This is a genomic window from Mesorhizobium sp. M1050, from assembly GCF_040318715.1.
In the GTDB taxonomy this organism is placed as follows: Bacteria; Pseudomonadota; Alphaproteobacteria; order Rhizobiales; family Rhizobiaceae; genus Mesorhizobium.
In genome coordinates, this window is record NZ_JAMYMV010000015.1 from 60,012 (window position 1) to 77,522 (window position 17,511).

Sequence of the window (17,511 nt, forward strand, 5' to 3'; positions counted from 1 at the left end):
TCAGCGCTCCGCGTCGTAGTTGGTCATCACGGTGTAAAACACCCATGACAGCAGAAGGACGATGAGGAAGTAGACCAGCGACATGGCCGCGGCCGGCCCGAGATCGAACTGGCCGAGCGCCGTCTTGACGAGGTCGATCGACAGGAACGTCGTCGAATTGCCGGGACCGCCGCCCGTCACCACGAAAGGTTCGGTATAGATCATGAAGCTGTCCATGAAGCGCAGCAGCACGGCGATCAGCAGCACCCGGTTCATCTTCGGCAGCTGGATGTAGCGGAACACCGCCCAGCGCGAGGCACCGTCGATCTTGGCCGCCTGATAGAAGGCATCCGGAATGGAGACCAGGCCGGCATAGCAGAGCAGCACGACCAGGCTGGTCCAGTGCCAGACATCCATGATGATGACGGTGACCCAGGCGTCGAACGAATCCTGCACGTAGTTGTAGTCGATGCCGAGCGCATTGACGTAATAGCCGAGCAGGCCGATGTCGTTGCGCCCGAAAACCTGCCAGATGGTGCCGACGACGTTCCACGGGATCAACAGCGGCAATGCCATCAGTACCAGGCAGACCGGCACGCCCCAGCCCTTCTTGGGCATGTTGAGGGCTATGAAGATGCCGAGCGGCACTTCGATGGCGAGGATGATAAAGGAGAAGATCAGGTTGCGGACCATCGCCTCCCAGAAGCGGCTGGAAGAGAGCAGTTCCTCGAACCACTCGGTGCCGGCCCAGAAGAAGACGTTGTTGCCGAAAGTGTCCTGCACCGAATAGTTGACGACCGTCATCAGCGGGATGACCGCCGAGAATGCCACCAGCACCAGCACTGGCAGCACCAGGAACCAGGCCTTGTTGTTCCAGGTCTTTTCCATCTATGCCCCCATCTCGACGCGCGCCATCTCAACCAGCCAGGAATCGGCATAAATGTTGATGCCGGCCGGGTCGAAGCGCACCCTCGGATCGGCGGGTACGGTTTCGTCCTCGCCGATCACGGCAGCGATGTCGCGGCCTTCGAGCTTCGCGCGCACCACCTTGTGGCGGCCGAGATCCTCGATCTTGCTGACCTGTACGGCCATGCCGTCACGGCCGAGCCGGACATATTCGGGACGAATGCCAAGCTCTATGGCGCCGCTGGCTGCCTTGGGCGCGCCCGGCAGTTCGATCCGCTGGGCCCCAAGCATCGCCGTCTTGCCGTCGATCGCCACCGGCATGACGTTCATGCCCGGCGAGCCGATGAAATAACCGACAAACGTATGGCGCGGTCGCTCGAACAGTTCCGCCGGGGTGCCGATCTGCACGATGCCGCCATCGTACATGACCACGACCTGGTCGGCGAAGGTCAGCGCCTCGGTCTGGTCGTGCGTCACGTAGACCATGGTGTAGCCAAAGCGGCGGTGCAACTGCTTCAGTTGCGAGCGCAGCACCCACTTCATGTGCGGATCGATGACGGTCAGCGGCTCGTCGAACAGGATGGCGTTGACATCCGAGCGCACCAGTCCGCGGCCGAGCGATATCTTCTGCTTCTGGTCGGCGGTCAGCCCCCTCGCCTTCTTCTTCGCCCAGGACGCAAGATCGATCATTTCCAGCGTCTCGCGCACCTTGCGGTCGACATCGGCTTCCGGCACGCCGCGATTGCGCAGTGGGAAGGCCAGATTGTCGTAAACGGTCATCGTGTCGTAGATGACCGGGAACTGGAACACCTGCGCGATGTTGCGCTCTTGCGTCGACAAGTTGGTCACGTCCTTGCCGTCAAACAGCAACCGGCCATGCGAGGGATGAAGCAGGCCCGAAATGATGTTGAGCAGCGAGGTTTTGCCGCAGCCCGAAGGCCCGAGCAGCGCATAGGCGCCACCATCCTCGAAGATGTGATGCACTTCCTTGAGCGCAAAATCGGCATCCGTGCGCGGGCTCGGCAGGTAGGAGTGGCGGATGTGATTGACGTCGATGCGCGCCATATCGCTCTCCTATGCCGCCAGCTTTGGCGCGCTTACGGCGCTGCCTTGCCCGTCGAAGACCATGATGTGGCGCGGGTCGATGAACACGTCGATCGCGGCGTCAATCTCGAAATCGAGGATACCGTGGCTCAGCATAACCCAGCGCGCATCGGCGAAGTCGAGATGAATGAAGCTCTCCGACCCGGTGATCTCGGTGATGGTGACCTTCGCACGCACCGGCACGGCCAACGCATTGGGCCGATCGAGCGAAAGATGGTGCGGCTGGAAGCCAACCGTATAGTTCGCATCGGCAATGCCGACGAGTTCGGCGGGCACCGGCAGCTTGACGCCGCCTTCGAGCAAGAAGTCCGGCCCCTTCTTGGCCAGCACGATGGTGTTGAGCGGCGGGTCGGCGAAAGTCCTGGCTGTCACCAGATCGACCGGCTTGCGGAAGACGTCGATTGTCGGACCGAACTGGGTGATGCGTCCTTCGGAAAGTGTCGCCGTGTTGCCGCCGAGCAGCAGCGCTTCGTGCGGCTCGGTGGTGGCATAGACGAAGATGGTGCCGGTGGCGGCAAAAATCCTCGGCAGTTCGGCGCGCAGCTCTTCGCGCAATTTGTAGTCGAGATTGGCAAGCGGCTCGTCAAGCAGCACCAGGCTGGCATTCTTGACGATGGCACGCGCCAGTGCGGTGCGCTGCTGCTGGCCGCCGGACAGGCTGAGCGGCGTGCGGTCGAGGTAAGGTGTCAGCTTGAGAAGTGCGGCGGCATTGCGCACTTCCTTGTCAATCTTCGCCTGATCGGTGCCAGCCACCCTGAGCGGCGAGGCGATGTTCTCGTAGACGGTCATCGCCGGGTAGTTGATGAACTGCTGGTAGACCATGGCGATCTTGCGCTGCTGCACCGGCACGCCGGTGACATTTTGACCGTCGAACCAGATCGAACCGGAGGCCGGCACATCGAGGCCGGCCATCAGGCGCATCAGGCTGGTCTTGCCGGAAAGCGTGGGCCCGAGCAGTACGTTGAGCGAGCCATGCTGGAGCGTCAGCGACACGTCGCGGATATGCTCGACCGCACCAACCGTCTTGGTGACGTTCCTTAGTTCCAGCATGACGCCTCCTCCCAGGCTTTCTGCATCAGCTCAAACCCTCTTCATTCCGCAGCCGCGACATGTCGCCGGCTTATGCCGTGCATGAATTCATCGAGCACCGCTACCTGCTCGCGGCTGAGATACAGACCGCGCTTGGTCCGGCGCCACAATACATCTTCAGCGGTGACAGCCCATTCGTTTTGAACGAGATAGCGCACCTCGGCCTCAAAAAGATCGGCGCCGAAGTTGCGGCCCAGATCGGCATTCGATTTGGCCAGCCCCAACAGCATCCTTGCGCGGGTGCCGTAGAGCCTGGTCAATCGCCGGGCCAGGCGCGCATCGAGGAACGGATAGGCGGTTTTCAGCTTCGCCACTTCGGCATCGAAACCGGTGGCCGGGAAATCGCCGCCCGGCAATGGCGCGTTTGCCGTCCATGGCTTGCCGCGCTTGCCGAGAAAACCCTCGATCTTTTCCAGCATCGATTCCGACAACCGGCGATAGGTGGTGATCTTGCCGCCAAAGGCGTTGATGATCGGGGCAGCGCCCTCGCCGCCATCTGCCTTGAGCACATAGTCGCGCGTCGCTTCCTGGGCCTTGGAGGCGCCATCATCATAGAGCGGACGCACGGCCGAATAGGTCCAGACGATCTCCGAGCGCTTGACCGGTTGCGCAAAATATTCGCTTGCCGCGGCGCAGAGGTAGTCGATCTCTTTGTCGCTGATCTTCACGTCATGCGGGTCGCCGGGGTAATCCTGGTCCGTGGTGCCGATCAGGGTGAACTCGTCCTCGTAAGGAATGGCGAAAATGATGCGACCATCCCTGTTCTGGAAGAAATAGGCGCGCGGATCGTCGAATTTCTTGGCGATGACGATATGGCTGCCTTGCACGAGGCGGACATTGTGCACATCGTTGAGCCCAACGACGCCGGACAGCACATGATCGACCCAGGGGCCAGCGGCATTGACCAGCAGGCGCGCCTTGATTTCTTCGGTCTTGCCGGTCTGCAGGTCTTCGATCTGAATCGTCCACAATCCGTTTTCGCGGCGTGCGCCGACCACTTTCGTGCGGGTGCGGACCGTTGCGCCACGATCGGCGGCATCACGCGCGTTCAGCGCCACCAGCCGTGCATCATTGACCCAGCCATCCGAATATTCGAAGGCCTTCTTGAACAATGGTTTCAAAGGCTTGCCGGCCGGGTCCCTGGCCATGTCAAGCGTCCTGGTCGCCGGCAGCAATTTGCGCCCGCCAATGTGATCGTAGAGAAACAGACCCAGCCTGATCAGCCAGGCCGGGCGCAGGCCTTTGGCATAGGGCAGCACGAAGCGCATCGGCCAGATGATGTGCGGCGCGTTCTTCCACAGAACCTCGCGCTCCATCAGCGCCTCGCGCACCAGGCGGAATTCGTAGAATTCGAGGTAGCGCAGGCCGCCATGGATCAATTTGGTCGAGCCTGAGGAGGTTCCGCTGGCGAGGTCGTTCATCTCGGCGAGGAAGACGGAAAAGCCACGCCCGACAGCATCGCGGGCAATGCCGCAGCCATTGATGCCGCCGCCTATGACGAAAATGTCACGGATCGGAGATGCTTCCACAAATTCCTCCAACGATTTCGCATTGCACCATTTTTGGCCTTTTACGAAACCGTGTCGGGATTATTTCGAAATCATAACGAATGTCAAACGAAATATCACGAGCGTGTGATGCCAAGCCGAAATCGCCTAGGCGAGCGAAGTCTCGATCAGTTGAACCTCGGCCTCCTGGCAGATTTTGCGCACCGACGGGATGTCGCAACGGTCGGTGATGAAGGTGTTGACCTGTGACAGGTGGCCGATGCGCACCGGTGCGGTTCGCTCGAATTTGGTCTGGTCGGAAACCAGGATGACATGCCTTGCATTGGCGATGATTGCCTGCGCTACTTTGACCTCGCGGAAATCGAAGTCGAGCAAGGCGCCGTCATGGTCGATCGCCGAGGCGCCGATCACCGCATAATCGACCTTGAACTGCCTGATGAAGTCGACCGCCGCTTCGCCGACGACGCCACCATCGGAACCACGCACGACGCCACCCGCAATCACAACCTCAATCGACGGATATATCCGCATCCTGTTGGCAACATTGATGTTATTGGTGATCACCATCAGGCCGGTATGATCGAGCAGCGCCTTGCTGACCGACTCTGTCGTGGTGCCGATGTTGATGAACAGCGAGGCGTTGTCGGGAATCAGCCTGGCTGCCGCCCGGCCGATCGCCTCCTTCTCGTCGGCGGCGATCTTGCGCCTGGCCTCATACTCCATGTTCTCGATGCCGGACGGGAACAACGCGCCGCCATGGATGCGCGAAAGCAGCCGCTGGTCGCACAGGTCGTTGAGATCCTTGCGTATGGTCTGCGGCGTCACATTGAAATGTGTGGCCAGATCCTCGACCAGCACCCGACCATGATCCTTGGCCATCTGGATGATTTCGGCATGGCGTGGCGACAAATACATAGGACAACCTCCCGTTTTCGTTTTTCTTGTCTATAGTCGAAAACGAAACCAATGAAAAGGTATAAGCCGGCTAATGAAATGCATATGATTGGAAAGGCAAACGCCAGCGCAATTCCGGCCGGACCAGATCAGGCCGTACCCCGAGCGATTTCCGTGATGACGGTGAAAGCCATATCGACATCGGCGGCGGTCGCTTCGAATTGGCCGACCTGGAAACGGATTGCTATCCGCCCATCGACCTTCGTCTGCGTCAGGTAGATGCGGCCACCGTCGTTGATCGCATTCACAAGCCGTAGATTATGCGCGTCCGTATCTGCGTCGGTTACCGCGTTGTGCCGGAACGAGAACAACGACAGCATCGGTTCGCTGACGATCTCGAAGTCCGGCTCGCTTGCCAGCCGCGCGGCAAGCCCTTCGCTCCACGCGACGTGGTTGCGGATCATCGTTCGCAGGCTTTCCAACCCATGAGCACGCAACAGGAACCACAATTTCAGCGCGCGGAAGCGCCGGCCGAGCGGCACCGACCATTCGGAATAGTTGATGATGCCGTCGCGGCCATGCGTCTTCAGATAATCCGGTTTGATGGCCAGCGTCCTGACATGGCTTTCCGGGTCGCGCAGGAACTGGATCGAGCAGTCGAACTGGGCTCCGAGCCATTTGTGCGGATTGAAAACGACCGAATCGGCACCTTCAACGCCCGTCCAGAAATGTCGATACTCCGGACAGATCATCGCAGATCCGGCCCAGGCGGCATCGACGTGGAGATAAAGGCCATGCCGCCGCGCCACCTCGGCGACCGCTGCAATGTCGTCGGTGCCGCCGGTGCTGGTGCCGCCGACACAAGCGATGATCCCCGCCGGCAGCATGCCGGCTTCCCGGTCGGCGACGATTGCCGCCTCGAGCGCTGCCGTGTCCATGGCGAGAAAACGGTCGCCGACAGGAATGCGCACGAGATTGTCCTCGCCGATGCCGGAAATCCAGATCGCCCGATCGATGGAGGTGTGCACCTGGTCGGAGGAATAGATGCGCAGCCGCGCCTGCCCGGCCAACCCTTGTTTGTTGCCTTGCCAGTCCAACGCCCGTTCACGCATGGTCAGCACCGCGGCCAGCGTCGCCGACGAGGCTGAATCCTGGATCACCCCGGAAAACCCTTCCGGCAGGCCGAGCGCCTGGCGCATCCAGTCGACGGTGCGTGTTTCGAGCTCGGTTGCCGCTGGCGACGTCTGCCAAAGCATGCATTGCGCGGCCATCGCCGAAACCAGATATTCCGCCACCACCGAAACAGGCGCCGCATTGGCCGGGAAGTATGCGAAGAAGCGCGGATGCTGCCAATGCGTCATGCCAGGCAAAATCTTCTCTTCGAAGTCGGCGAAGATCCGGTCCATCGGTTCGGCGTCTTCCGGCGGCGAAGCCTCTATGCTTCTAAAGATGTCGCCGGGCTCGACGAGTGGCCGCACCGGCCGCTCGCGCAGCGTGTTGCGATAGTCGGCGCCCCAGTCGGCGGCGCGCCGCGACCACTGCCGAAAATCATCACTGTTCATTGTATCCCCCTTGGAGTGGACATTTCCTCTGCGGCGCGACGGTAGAATTGCCTTGGTGTGTTCGTCCAGCGGCCTGATCACAAACTGCGTCGTCGCCAGATCGCCAGCACGACGACGCACGCGCTCGCCAGGCTCCCGGACATTGATCTTCTTGAGGGTCGAAATCGATCCAGCAGCGGCGGCATCGCTTCACAGTCGTGCAGTTCCCCACCAACGGCCGGAATGAAGACCTGATCCTATTCTACGTCGAGAACCAGGAAATGGCAGATCGACAGTTGGGCCAACTGGAGATCAGATTCTCAACTTTCTAAGTCAGATCGCTTGTCCCCACGGTCATTTCCCATTCGCCTCCGGCAGATTCCAACCAGAACATCCAGCCTCTCCGGAGGTTATTGACTTGCGCTGGCGCGTGAACTTAAATCGATCAAAAAACAACTACGACCTATTGTCGTAAATGGGGGCTTTCAATTTGGTGTGGTTGAGATGGATCTATAAGAGATATCCCAGAGGGGCCTCTTTATTTGAACTTTTGTTTTTAATTGGATTGCTCGTCACTTATCTATGGATAGTGCCGCTCTGGTTTTGGAGCATATATCGTCTAAATATCGCGGTTCCGGACAGCGTATCGGCATTCTTCTACGAGATTTGGCTAGAAAAGAACTTTATACGATCATTTCTGATCGCTTCAATTGTATGCTTTATTCTGGCAAGCATCTACATACGACGTACTTCGCCGCGAGAAATGGGTCTTACTACTAGAAACATTTGGATCTCAGGACGCGACTGCATATATTTAGTTCTCATTATCTGTATATGCGCAATCGCCATCATGGCCATATCAAATAACTATTTATCAATAGATGGATATCTATCAAAACAGAAAATAACTGGCAGGACTTTATTATCAGACATTTTTGTAGCCATCCTGTCTGGCACGGCTCAGCAATTTCTTCTGCAGAGCTTTATTCTGCAACGAACGCTAGCAATATTTAGAAACAAGCCGACAGCGATTCTTTGCTCATCATTTGTATTTTGCCTGATCCACGCGCCAAACATAATACTGATGGTCGCCACCATGATTTTCGGCACCGCGTGTAGTTTTCTGTTCATTAGGAATAGAAATATCTTCACCATTGGAATCATGCATGGTGTAGTCCAACAGGCCTTAAGGATATTTCTTGCGTCAATCATTTTGTCTGGATCTTACCTCGACGGTAGAGGATATTTTACATTCGATCTGAGCGTAGGGCCTCCTAAAGGATACCCGGCATACCTGGCTGAATTGGAGTACAAAGGAAGCCTCCCTCTGGCGCAGAGTGCTGCCGGAGGCGTAATTATCATCCCGGTTTTGGTAGCAAACAAGAGCACGAAGACGTGGTCTTCAACTGATAAAGACTATCTGGTGTCGGTTGGTTATCGCCTCATCGACCAAAACGGAGATGTGATATCAGCAGACAATCCTTTAACGCCCTTCGACACACCAATTGAGCCCGGGAAGTCCGAGACCGTCGAGATCACGTTGAACGCGCCCTTGAAGGGTGGAGACTACTATTTGGAAGTCGATATCGTGCGCTCTAATTCAGATTCGGAAGCAATAACCTGGTTTAGACGCAAAGGTTCAAAAACGATACTCATACCTATTTCTGTGCGTTAAATCGCTTCGAGCAAGACGCGCCCGACGCAGGTGTACCTGGCAGGAAGGAACAGAGGCGCGTCTTCGCTATCCAGGGAATTCCGGCAGGCTGGCAAAAGCCGTCTTCAGCGCATTCGACCAGCCGTCCGAGATCGTGCGATAGTACTGATCGTCCTGACCGAACCGCTTCTTCAACCCGACCGTGAAGGCGTCCTTCTCAAGGAAGAGCAGGTCGAGCGGCAAGCCGACCGACAGGTTCGACTTCAACGTCGAATCGAACGACACCAGCAGCAGCTTCACCGTCTCGGCAAGGCTCATCGACTTTTCATAGGCGCGGATGATGATGGGCTTGCCGTATTTGGTCTCGCCGATCTGGAAGAACGGCGTGTCATCGGTCGATTCAATGAAATTGCCTTCGGGGTAGATCATGAACAGGCGCGGTTCGCTGCCCTTGATCTGGCCGCCGAGGATGAAGGAGGCATTAAAGTAGGAATCTGCCTTTTCGCCCGCAGGCGACGAATTGGCGATGACCTCCTTGACTGTATCGCCGACCAGCCGCACCGTCTGATACATTGATGGCGTCTCCAGCAGCGTGGCGTGACGATCGGCAACGGCCTTGGTGCGTTCGTCAAGCAGGCTGACCACGGCCTGCGTCGTCGCCAGGTTGCCCGCCGACATCAGCACGATGACGCGCTCTCCCGGCTGCTCCCAGACATGCATCTTTCGGAAGGTGGAAATCGAATCCATGCCGGCATTGGTGCGCGTGTCGGACATGAACACGAGCCCGCGATCGATCTTCAGGCCAACGCAATAAGTCATGGAATCTCCCTAGAGCAATTCCAGAAAAAGTGTAAGGCGGTTTTCCGCCCGGAATTGCTCCAAACAAAACAAGTGGAGTGGTTCATCGTTTTCGTGAAACGACGAACCGCCCCACCGGCAATCTTGCGAAGGATTACTGCTCCACCGTGACGGTGACGGCAAGCTGTTCTTCCGCCTGTCCCAGCCGAATTCCCGACACCGGCGTAGCGTCGCGGTAATCGCGTCCCGTCGCCACCTTTACATAACGCTCGTCAGGCGAAATGCCATTGGCGGCATCGAAGGCAACCCAGCCGAGGCCCGAAACATGCGCTTCGGCCCAGGCATGGCTTGCGGCCTGCTCGACCGTCGCATCCAGCATCAGATAGCCGCTGACATAGCGGGCTGGAAAGCCCATGGCGCGCGCCGCGGCGGCAAAGATATGGGTGTGATCCTGGCAGACACCGGTTTTGAGCGCCAAGGCTTCCTCCGCGGGCGTCGTCGCATTGGTAGTGCCGGACGTGTAGGCGACGCGCTCGCCGATGACTGCCATCAGCCGGTGCAGCCTTTCGATGTCAGTGCCCTTGCCGATCGATGCGGCGAGTTCGCGAACACCGCTGCCGATCGCCGTCAATGGCGTTTCATGGCTGTACAGCCAGAGCGGCGTGAAGCCTTGGTGTGGTCCGGAGACGCCTGCCGTGTCGCGCGTCACCACTTCGCCTGATGCTTCCACCGTGATGAAGTCGCGCTCACCCTCGACGCTCAGCAGCCTTGTGTCATTGCCGAAATGGTCCACAAAGCGAACCTCTTCGCGCGCGCCTTCGATGGTCAGAGCCCAGGACAGAACGGTCTGCGTCGATCCGCTGACCGGAAGCAGCCGCAAGCGCTGCAACAGATAGTGCACCGGTGCATCGTAGCGGTATTCGGTCCGGTGGGTGATCTTCAGCCGCATGCGCTATGTCCCGCCTGTGAGCATGATCTTGTCCCACTTTTCGGAGTCATGCTCAATTGAACCGGTAGTCCTGCGCGATCTCGTCGCCAAGCCTGGTGTTGTCGCGAATGAAATTGGCCAGGAATTCATGCAGGCCCGCGTCGAATATGTCCTTGATCGATCCTGCTCTAAGCATGGCCTGCGTCTTGTCCGCCGTCGCGTGGCAGGCATGGCGCTCGCCATAGTCGTCGCCGAGGAACTTCAGATGTTCGGACAGGAAGCGATAGCAGAAGGTCAGAGAACGCGGCATGCGGACATTGAGGATCAGATAGTCGGCAATGTTGGTCGGTTTGTAGTCGGCATCATAGACCCAGCGATAGGAGCGATGCGCCGACACCGAACGCAGGATCGATTCCCACTGGTAGTTGTCGAGCGTCGAGCCGACCCAGGAGATCGACGGCAAGAGCACGTAGTATTTCACGTCGAGGATGCGCGCCGTGTTGTCGGCGCGCTCGACATAGGTGCCGAGCTGCGAGAAATCGAAGATCTCGTTGCGCAGCATGGTGCCATAGAACGAGCCGCGGATCAGCGCCGTCTCGCGCTTGATGGCGTCGAGCACGCTGGGTAGGTCGCGCTCGTCGATCGGCCTTGCCAGCATCCGCTTCAGCGCCATCCAGGCTTCGTTGATGCTTTCCCAGGTCTCGCGCGTCAGCGCGGTGCGCACCATGCGGGCATTGTTGCGGGCCGTTTCGATCGAAGACATTGTGCTGGAGGGATTCGACGTGTCGCGCAAAAGAAAGTCGGCGACATTGGCGGCGGTATAGTCAGAATATTTCTGGCTGAAGGTGATGTCGGAACCGGCGCTGAGCAGCACCGAATTCCACTCTTCCGACGCGCTCTGGGTGCGGGTCAGCGCCATGCGCAGACCCGCATCGACCAGCCGCGCCATATTCTCCGCCCGCTCTATGTAGCGGTTCATCCAGTAAAGCCCGTTGGCGGTGCGGCCGAGAAGCATTGAATTGGCCCTTCGGGCTAGTGAGTAGGGAATAGGCAGTGGGGAATAGTAAGAGTTTGAATCTCAATGGAATATGGCATTTCCCTGTCCCTCTACTTCCACTACTGCCTACTGCCTACTGCCTACTGCCTACTCACTCACTTCAGTCATCCAGCACCCACGTATCCTTCGTCCCGCCGCCTTGCGAGGAGTTGACGACCAGCGAGCCTTCCTTCAGCGCGACGCGGGTTAGCCCGCCGGGGACGATCTGGATGCGGTCGGAGACCAGCACGTAGGGCCTGAGATCGACGTGGCGCGGCGCCAGCCCTTTTTCCGTCAGGATCGGGCATGTCGACAGCGCTAATGTCGGTTGAGCGATGTAATTGGAGGGTTTGGCCGCGAGCTTCTTGGCAAACGTCTCGCATTCTTTCTTGGTCGCCGCCGGCCCAACCAGCATGCCGTAGCCGCCGGACCCATGGACTTCCTTGATCACCAGCTCGTCGATGTGTTCGAGCACATATTTCAGGCTGTCGGGTTCCGAGCAGCGCCAGGTCGGAATGTTGCCGAGGATCGCCTTGCGGCCGGTATAGAATTCGATGATCTCGGGCATGTAGGAATAGATCGCCTTGTCGTCGGCGATACCGGTGCCCGGCGCATTGGCGATGGTGATGTTGCCGGCACGATAGACATCCATGATGCCAGGTATGCCAAGTGTAGAGTCAGGGCGGAAGGTCAGCGGGTCGAGGAACGAATCGTCGACGCGGCGGTACAGCACGTCGATCTGCTTGTAGCCTTCGGTCGTGCGCATCGCGACATGGCCGTCGACGACCCGCAGATCCTGGCCTTCGACCAGTTGCACGCCCATCTGGTCGGCCAGGAAGGCGTGTTCGAAATAGGCGGAGTTGAAGCTGCCGGGCGTCAACACCGCAATTGTCGGCGCGCCCTTGGTGCTCTGCGGCCGCACTGCCGCCAGCGACTGGCGCAGAAGCTGCGGGTAGTTCTCCACAGGCCGCACCTTGATTTTCTGGAACAGCTCGGGGAACAGCTGCATCATCGTCTCGCGGTTCTCCAGCATATAGGAGACGCCCGACGGCGTGCGCGCATTGTCCTCCAGCACATAGAATTCGTCCTCTGAGATGCGGACGATGTCGACGCCGATAATGTGAGTGTAGACGCCGGCCGGCGGCCTAACACCGATCATTTCCGGCAGGAATGCTTCGTTCCTGGCGATCAGCTCCCTTGGGATGCGCCCGGCGCGCAGGATTTCCTGGCGATGGTAGATATCATCGAGGAACGCGTTCAGCGCCTGCACGCGCTGCTCGATGCCTTGCGTGAGACGCCGCCACTCATTGCCCGAAATGATGCGGGGAACGATGTCGAAAGGGATCAGCCGTTCGGAAGCTTCCTGCTCGCCATAGACGGCGAAGGTGATGCCGGTCTTGCGGAAGACGCGTTCGGCGTCCTGCATCTTCTCGGTAAGCCTGGCCGGATCCTGCTCCTTCAGCCAGCGATCATAAGCCGAATACGGTCTTCTCAATCCGGAAACTTCCGGAAGCATTTCATCGAACGCTGCCAATCGCATACTCCCCTGTGACACCATTTCACTGGCGTCGCCGGAGAAAATCAAGCGCAATCGGTGATTTGGGAGATACGCACGATCAGTATGTTGCGGCTGCCTAAAATTGAGGCAGCTGAAATACAAAGGTAATCAGGCTTTGCCTCGTGTCCGGGCAAGTGGTTTTCCAGCTAGAAAGCGCGGAACGTGACGACGGTGAATGTGTCTTTGATGCCGGGGAGAATCTGCACCTTCTCGTTGACGAAATGACCGACGTCTTCCTCGTCGTCGACATAGAATTTGGCGAGCAGATCGTAGTTGCCGGCGGTGGAGTAGATTTCCGAAGCGATCTCGGCATCGGCAAGCGCGCTGGCAACCTCATAGGATTTGCCCAGTTCGCATTTGATCTGCACGAAAAATGCCTTCATGGCTTCGTCCCGCTAAACATCCAAGTCCAAGCGGCCCTTCTGGCAGACTGGAGGCGGGCTTTCAAGCGCTGGAATCCGTACCCAGCCGGCCTGGGCTCGGGCTGCGGTTCCCGCAGCTCCGCCACCGGCATGCCGCGTTTAACCGAGCGAGATGAATATTCACCAATCGCTGAAACCGGGATGCACCGCCAAGCGTATGTTATGATGCGTCTTCGGACAGCACGTTTTGAGGGAAGATATTTCGCGAGCCAACGGAGACAGGCCATGCGCCGCGCCTTTTTCGCATTCGCAGTCATTCCATTCATCTTGGTGTCGTCGGCGTTTGCCGGCGACGCTGAGATCAAGGCAGCGCAGTCCGTCATCGACGGCCAGTTGAAGGCTCTCATCGCCAATGACGGCGCCACCGCCTACAGTTTCGCCGCACCGAACGTGAAACGGATTTTTCCGACCGTCGACGCCTTCATGAACATGGTGACCAACGGCTATCCGCCGGTGCGCAAGCCGCAAACCTACTCTTTCGGCAAGGTCGAAGAGACGGCTCCGGGTTCGATCGTCCAGCAGGTGTTGATCGTCGGACCCGACGGCAAGGACTACGAGGCTGTCTACACCTTGCAGCAGCAGCCCGACGGCACCTTCCAGATCACCGGCTGCAGCCTGCGCGCCTCGAATTCACTCAGCACCTGAGGCTTCACAGCAACGGGATATCGCCCTTTGCCCAGCCTTCTGCGATCTCCGCCGAGCGCGCTTCGAATGCGCCCGCCTCGATCGAGGCGCGAATATCCTGCATCAGCTTCTGATAGTAGGAAAGATTATTCCATGTCAGAAGCATCGCTCCAAGCGCCTCCTGCGAGCGCACCAGATGGTGCAGATAGGCACGCGAATAGTCCCGGGCGGCAGGGCAATCGCTCTCCTCGTCCAATGGACGCGGGTCGTCGGCATGGCGGGCGTTGCGCAAATTGACCTTGCCGCGCCTTGTATAGGCAAGGCCATGGCGGCCGGCCCGTGTCGGCATCACGCAATCGAACATGTCGATACCTCGCGCCACGGATTTCAGGATATCGTCAGGCGTGCCGACGCCCATCAAATAGCGCGGCTTGTCATCAGGCAGTTCCGGACAGGTGATGTCGAGCATCTCGAGCATCACCGCTTGCGGTTCGCCGACGGCAAGGCCGCCGACAGCGTAGCCCTTCAGTCCCATCGCGCTCAGCGACTGCGCCGATCGCACCCTGAGTGCCGCATTGTCGCCACCTTGCACGATGCCGAACATCGCCTTGCCCGGCTGGTCGCCGAACGCCGTCTTGCAGCGCTCGGCCCAGCGCAGCGACAGCTCCATGGCGCGCTCGATCTCCTTCATCTGGGCCGGCAGAGCCGTGCATTCGTCGAGCTGCATCTGGATATCCGAATCGAGCAGCCCCTGGATCTCGATCGAACGCTCCGGCGACATCTCATAGGCGGCGCCATCGATATGCGAGCGGAAGGTGACGCCCCTTTCGGTCAATTTTCTCAGCTTCGACAGCGACATCACCTGGAAACCGCCGCTGTCAGTCAGGATCGGATGAGGCCAGCGCGCGAACTCGTGCAAGCCGCCGAGCCGCGCCACACGCTCGGCGCCGGGCCGCAGCATCAGATGATAGGTGTTGCCCAGGATGATGTCGGCACCGACACCGCGCACCTGGTCCATATACATGGTTTTGACAGTGCCGCCGGTGCCGACCGGCATGAACGCCGGCGTGCGGATTTCACCGCGCGGCATGTCGATCACGCCGCGCCGTGCTCTGCCGTCAGTCGCCAGAACCTTGAAGCTGAACGGCTTAGCCATTGAATTCCTTGTCATGGACCGGTGCGCCGGGTGCCTGCCTGTCGAGCGACTGCCGGTAGTGGATGCAGCCGCGCATGAATTTGGGCCAGGGCGGCACGGCGATCGCCGGCTCGATCCTCTCCGGCAACAGCGACCACAAATCGGGGTGATGCCAGCACAGATCATGCCCTGTTGCATCGCGGTGGGCACGAATGCCGGCGCGCAGTTTTTTCACTTCCGCGATCAGGGCGTCGCGGTCCAGGTTCTTGAGGTCATCGTCCATCGCTCGTCTCCGCTCGATAAAGCAGACTTGAGTCGCCATAGGAATAGAACCTGTAACGGTTCTCGATGGCATGCTCATAGGCCGCACGCATCGTATCAAGTCCGCTGAAGGCCGAAACCAGCATGAACAGCGTCGAGCGCGGCAGATGGAAATTGGTCATCAGCAAGTCGGCAGTGCGAAAGCGATAGCCGGGCGTGATGAAGATGTCGGTTGGGCCGGACCAGGCAGCCATGGCACCGTTCTCACGCATAGCACTCTCCAGCAGGCGCAGCGAGGTTGTGCCTACGGCGACGATGCGTCCGCCCCTCGCCTTCGCTGCGTTCAACGCGTCGGCGGTTTCTGCGCTGACTGAACCCGTCTCGGCATGCATCTTGTGGTCGGCGGTATCGTCCGCCTTCACCGGCAGGAACGTACCGGCGCCGACATGCAAGGTGACGAAGCGGCGTTCGATGCCCTTGGCGTCAAGCGCTGCAAAAAGCTCCGGCGTGAAATGCAGGCCCGCTGTCGGTGCCGCGACGGCACCTTCCTCGCGGGCATAGATGGTCTGGTAGTCGGCCCGGTCGCGTTCGTCGTCATCGCGCTTCGAGGCAATATAGGGCGGCAGCGGAATGTGGCCGACCGCGTGCAGCGCCTCGTCGAGGAAAGGCCCTGACAGATCGAAGCCAAGCAGCGCCTCGCCGCCCTCGCCTTTCTCGATCACCGTAGCGTCAAGCTGGCCGAGAAAACAGGAATTGCCGTCATGGCCGAAATGAATGCGGTCACCGGCAGCAATGCGCTTGCCCGGCCGCATGAAGGCCAGCCAGCGGTCGGGTGCCATGCGCATGTGCAGCGTGGCCTCTACCTGTGCCGCCGCCTCGCCGCGCCGCCTGATGCCTTTGAGCTGCGCCGGAATGACCTTGGTATCGTTGAACACCAGCACGTCGCCGGCCCTGAGCAAGGATGGCAGGTCACTAACCGTGCGGTCGTCGAGCCCCTCGCCTGGCTTCACGACCAGCATCTTGGCGCTGTCGCGCGGCTCTGCCGGACGAAGCGCGATGCGCTCCTCCGGCAAATCGAAATCAAAGAGGTCGACGCGCATCAATAGAGCCGGACGAGCAGCGCTCCGGCCAGCAGCAGCACCGCGCCGGCAACGCGGCCGAGCGAGATTTCACGCACCGCGACGCCGAGGAAGCCGACGCGGTCGATGAGCATGCCGGCCAGCAACTGGCCGGCCACCAGAAACGCCATCAGCGCGGCGGCGCCGATGCGCGGTGTCAGGATCGTCGACAGCGTCACATAGAAGCCGCCGAGCATTCCGCCTGCGACGAACAGCCAGGGCGCCGGCGCTTTCCATTCGAGCGAGATGCCTTGCAGCTTCACCACCGCGAGGGAGATGACGCCAAGCACGATCGCGCCCGATAGAAACGAAAACGCCGCCGCCGCGACCGGAAGCCCGAGATCGCGCGCCAGTTGCGAATTGATTGGCGCCTGAATGGCAATGAAGGCGCCGGACAGGATGCCGAGAAGCGACCAGACGACGCCCATCATTGTCGATTACCCTTACTTGACGTCGGCCGCGACCTTCAGCGACACGATTTTGTCGGGATCCTGCACCGGCTCGCCGCGCTTGATTTTGTCGACATTGTCCATGCCTTCGATGACCTGGCCCCAGACCGTATACTGGCGGTTGAGGAAGGCGGCATCGTCGAAGCAGATGAAGAACTGCGAATTGGCCGAGTTCGGATTCTGCGAACGGGCCATCGAGCAGGTGCCGCGGCCATGGTTGGCGTTTGAGAATTCGGCCTTCAGGTCCGGCTTTTCCGAGCCACCCATGCCCGCGCGGGATGGAGCAAATGTCGGTTTGGTCGAATTGCCGAACTTGACGTCGCCGGTCTGCGCCATGAAGCCCTCGATGACGCGGTGGAAGACCACCCCGTTATAAGCGCCTTCGCGGGCCAGTTCCTTGATGCGGGCTACATGGCCGGGCGCCAGGTCGGGGAAAAGTTCGATGACCACATTGCCCTTGGTCGTTTCCATGATGAGCGCGTTCTCGCGGTCTTTGATTTCGGCCAT

18 protein-coding genes are annotated in these 17,511 nt (G+C 59.5%); 2 read left to right on the plus strand and 16 right to left on the minus strand.

Translation table 11 applies throughout. The features are described from left to right. The 6 genes from NKH57_RS11690 to NKH57_RS11715 all read right to left on the minus strand — a co-directional run bounded on the left by NKH57_RS11690 (position 1) and on the right by NKH57_RS11715 (position 7,042). A complete protein-coding gene (locus tag NKH57_RS11690) occupies positions 1 to 867 on the minus strand; it encodes a carbohydrate ABC transporter permease (RefSeq protein WP_023759298.1) in 867 nt (288 codons plus the stop codon). After that, on the minus strand, positions 868 to 1,950 hold the full coding sequence (locus tag NKH57_RS11695) for an ABC transporter ATP-binding protein (RefSeq protein WP_352944321.1): 1,083 nt from the start codon (positions 1,948 to 1,950) through the stop codon (positions 868 to 870). Between the two features lie 9 nt (positions 1,951 to 1,959). Then, positions 1,960 to 3,039 carry an ABC transporter ATP-binding protein gene (locus NKH57_RS11700; RefSeq protein WP_352944323.1) on the minus strand — a complete coding sequence of 360 codons (1,080 nt, stop codon included), beginning with the start codon at positions 3,037 to 3,039 and terminating at the stop codon, positions 1,960 to 1,962. A gap of 41 nt (positions 3,040 to 3,080) precedes the next feature. Continuing rightward, complete coding sequence (gene glpD, locus NKH57_RS11705; RefSeq protein WP_352944325.1) at positions 3,081 to 4,607, minus strand: glycerol-3-phosphate dehydrogenase; 1,527 nt, start codon at positions 4,605 to 4,607, stop codon at positions 3,081 to 3,083. A gap of 126 nt (positions 4,608 to 4,733) precedes the next feature. Then, the gene (locus NKH57_RS11710) at positions 4,734 to 5,501 is read right to left on the minus strand and encodes a DeoR/GlpR family DNA-binding transcription regulator (RefSeq protein ID WP_023759302.1); all 768 of its coding nucleotides are present in this window, start codon (positions 5,499 to 5,501) and stop codon (positions 4,734 to 4,736) included. Between the two features lie 128 nt (positions 5,502 to 5,629). Next, positions 5,630 to 7,042, minus strand: coding sequence for a pyridoxal phosphate-dependent decarboxylase family protein (locus NKH57_RS11715; protein WP_023759303.1), 1,413 nt, complete (start codon positions 7,040 to 7,042; stop codon positions 5,630 to 5,632). Positions 7,043 to 7,871: 829 nt separating this feature from the next. Here NKH57_RS11715 and NKH57_RS11720 point away from each other — a divergent pair. Continuing rightward, on the plus strand, positions 7,872 to 8,696 hold the full coding sequence (locus tag NKH57_RS11720) for a CPBP family intramembrane glutamic endopeptidase (protein WP_352732207.1): 825 nt from the start codon (positions 7,872 to 7,874) through the stop codon (positions 8,694 to 8,696). A gap of 66 nt (positions 8,697 to 8,762) precedes the next feature. Here the strand turns inward: NKH57_RS11720 and NKH57_RS11725 are convergent, their stop codons facing one another. The 5 genes from NKH57_RS11725 to NKH57_RS11745 all read right to left on the minus strand — a co-directional run bounded on the left by NKH57_RS11725 (position 8,763) and on the right by NKH57_RS11745 (position 13,378). Beyond that, the gene (locus NKH57_RS11725) at positions 8,763 to 9,494 is read right to left on the minus strand and encodes a proteasome-type protease (RefSeq protein WP_023759306.1); all 732 of its coding nucleotides are present in this window, start codon (positions 9,492 to 9,494) and stop codon (positions 8,763 to 8,765) included. A 133-nt stretch (positions 9,495 to 9,627) separates the two neighbouring features. Then, positions 9,628 to 10,422, minus strand: coding sequence for a transglutaminase family protein (locus NKH57_RS11730; protein ID WP_023759307.1), 795 nt, complete (start codon positions 10,420 to 10,422; stop codon positions 9,628 to 9,630). A 52-nt stretch (positions 10,423 to 10,474) separates the two neighbouring features. Then, positions 10,475 to 11,416 (minus strand): alpha-E domain-containing protein, encoded by a 942-nt coding sequence (locus tag NKH57_RS11735; protein WP_023759308.1) that lies wholly within the window; start codon positions 11,414 to 11,416, stop codon positions 10,475 to 10,477. Between the two features lie 142 nt (positions 11,417 to 11,558). Next, positions 11,559 to 12,971 (minus strand): circularly permuted type 2 ATP-grasp protein, encoded by a 1,413-nt coding sequence (locus NKH57_RS11740; protein WP_352944329.1) that lies wholly within the window; start codon positions 12,969 to 12,971, stop codon positions 11,559 to 11,561. A 170-nt stretch (positions 12,972 to 13,141) separates the two neighbouring features. Beyond that, positions 13,142 to 13,378, minus strand: a complete 237-nt coding sequence (locus NKH57_RS11745) for an Lrp/AsnC family transcriptional regulator (protein WP_010909609.1) — start codon at positions 13,376 to 13,378, stop codon at positions 13,142 to 13,144. 264 nt (positions 13,379 to 13,642) lie between these two features. On the opposite strand from NKH57_RS11745, the gene NKH57_RS11750 reads away from it, so the two are divergent. After that, positions 13,643 to 14,062: a DUF4864 domain-containing protein gene (locus NKH57_RS11750; RefSeq protein WP_023759311.1), complete on the plus strand. Its 420-nt coding sequence runs from the start codon at positions 13,643 to 13,645 to the stop codon at positions 14,060 to 14,062. Positions 14,063 to 14,066: 4 nt separating this feature from the next. On the opposite strand, the gene tgt is transcribed toward NKH57_RS11750, so the two are convergent. The 5 genes from tgt to NKH57_RS11775 are packed head-to-tail and all read right to left on the minus strand — an operon-like array spanning position 14,067 to position 17,511. Continuing rightward, positions 14,067 to 15,197, minus strand: coding sequence for a tRNA guanosine(34) transglycosylase Tgt (tgt, locus tag NKH57_RS11755; protein WP_352732215.1), 1,131 nt, complete (start codon positions 15,195 to 15,197; stop codon positions 14,067 to 14,069). After that, positions 15,190 to 15,459 (minus strand): hypothetical protein, encoded by a 270-nt coding sequence (locus tag NKH57_RS11760; protein WP_352606156.1) that lies wholly within the window; start codon positions 15,457 to 15,459, stop codon positions 15,190 to 15,192. Before NKH57_RS11760 ends, tgt begins: the two co-directional genes overlap by 8 nt. Further along, positions 15,449 to 16,537, minus strand: coding sequence for a tRNA preQ1(34) S-adenosylmethionine ribosyltransferase-isomerase QueA (queA, locus tag NKH57_RS11765; protein WP_352606154.1), 1,089 nt, complete (start codon positions 16,535 to 16,537; stop codon positions 15,449 to 15,451). The genes NKH57_RS11760 and queA overlap by 11 nt, the downstream gene beginning before the upstream one ends. Then, positions 16,537 to 16,986, minus strand: coding sequence for a DMT family transporter (locus NKH57_RS11770; RefSeq protein WP_023759315.1), 450 nt, complete (start codon positions 16,984 to 16,986; stop codon positions 16,537 to 16,539). The genes queA and NKH57_RS11770 overlap by 1 nt, the downstream gene beginning before the upstream one ends. 12 nt (positions 16,987 to 16,998) lie before the next feature. Continuing rightward, entirely contained in the window at positions 16,999 to 17,511 is a 513-nt protein-coding gene (locus NKH57_RS11775; RefSeq protein ID WP_352732222.1) for a peptidylprolyl isomerase, read from the minus strand.

Coding starts and splice junctions, on each gene's coding strand:
- NKH57_RS11690 (WP_023759298.1), bottom strand. CDS start 867: ATGGAAAAGACCTGGAACAACAAGGCCTGGTTCCTGGTGCTGCCAGTG.
- NKH57_RS11695 (WP_352944321.1), bottom strand. CDS start 1,950: ATGGCGCGCATCGACGTCAATCACATCCGCCACTCCTACCTGCCGAGC.
- NKH57_RS11700 (WP_352944323.1), bottom strand. CDS start 3,039: ATGCTGGAACTAAGGAACGTCACCAAGACGGTTGGTGCGGTCGAGCAT.
- NKH57_RS11710 (WP_023759302.1), bottom strand. CDS start 5,501: ATGTATTTGTCGCCACGCCATGCCGAAATCATCCAGATGGCCAAGGAT.
- NKH57_RS11715 (WP_023759303.1), bottom strand. CDS start 7,042: ATGAACAGTGATGATTTTCGGCAGTGGTCGCGGCGCGCCGCCGACTGG.
- NKH57_RS11720 (WP_352732207.1), top strand. CDS start 7,872: ATGGCCATATCAAATAACTATTTATCAATAGATGGATATCTATCAAAA.
- NKH57_RS11725 (WP_023759306.1), bottom strand. CDS start 9,494: ATGACTTATTGCGTTGGCCTGAAGATCGATCGCGGGCTCGTGTTCATG.
- NKH57_RS11730 (WP_023759307.1), bottom strand. CDS start 10,422: ATGCGGCTGAAGATCACCCACCGGACCGAATACCGCTACGATGCACCG.
- NKH57_RS11735 (WP_023759308.1), bottom strand. CDS start 11,416: ATGCTTCTCGGCCGCACCGCCAACGGGCTTTACTGGATGAACCGCTAC.
- NKH57_RS11745 (WP_010909609.1), bottom strand. CDS start 13,378: ATGAAGGCATTTTTCGTGCAGATCAAATGCGAACTGGGCAAATCCTAT.
- NKH57_RS11750 (WP_023759311.1), top strand. CDS start 13,643: ATGCGCCGCGCCTTTTTCGCATTCGCAGTCATTCCATTCATCTTGGTG.
- tgt (WP_352732215.1), bottom strand. CDS start 15,197: ATGGCTAAGCCGTTCAGCTTCAAGGTTCTGGCGACTGACGGCAGAGCA.
- NKH57_RS11760 (WP_352606156.1), bottom strand. CDS start 15,459: ATGGACGATGACCTCAAGAACCTGGACCGCGACGCCCTGATCGCGGAA.
- queA (WP_352606154.1), bottom strand. CDS start 16,537: ATGCGCGTCGACCTCTTTGATTTCGATTTGCCGGAGGAGCGCATCGCG.
- NKH57_RS11770 (WP_023759315.1), bottom strand. CDS start 16,986: ATGATGGGCGTCGTCTGGTCGCTTCTCGGCATCCTGTCCGGCGCCTTC.
- NKH57_RS11775 (WP_352732222.1), bottom strand. CDS start 17,511: ATGGCCGAAATCAAAGACCGCGAGAACGCGCTCATCATGGAAACGACC.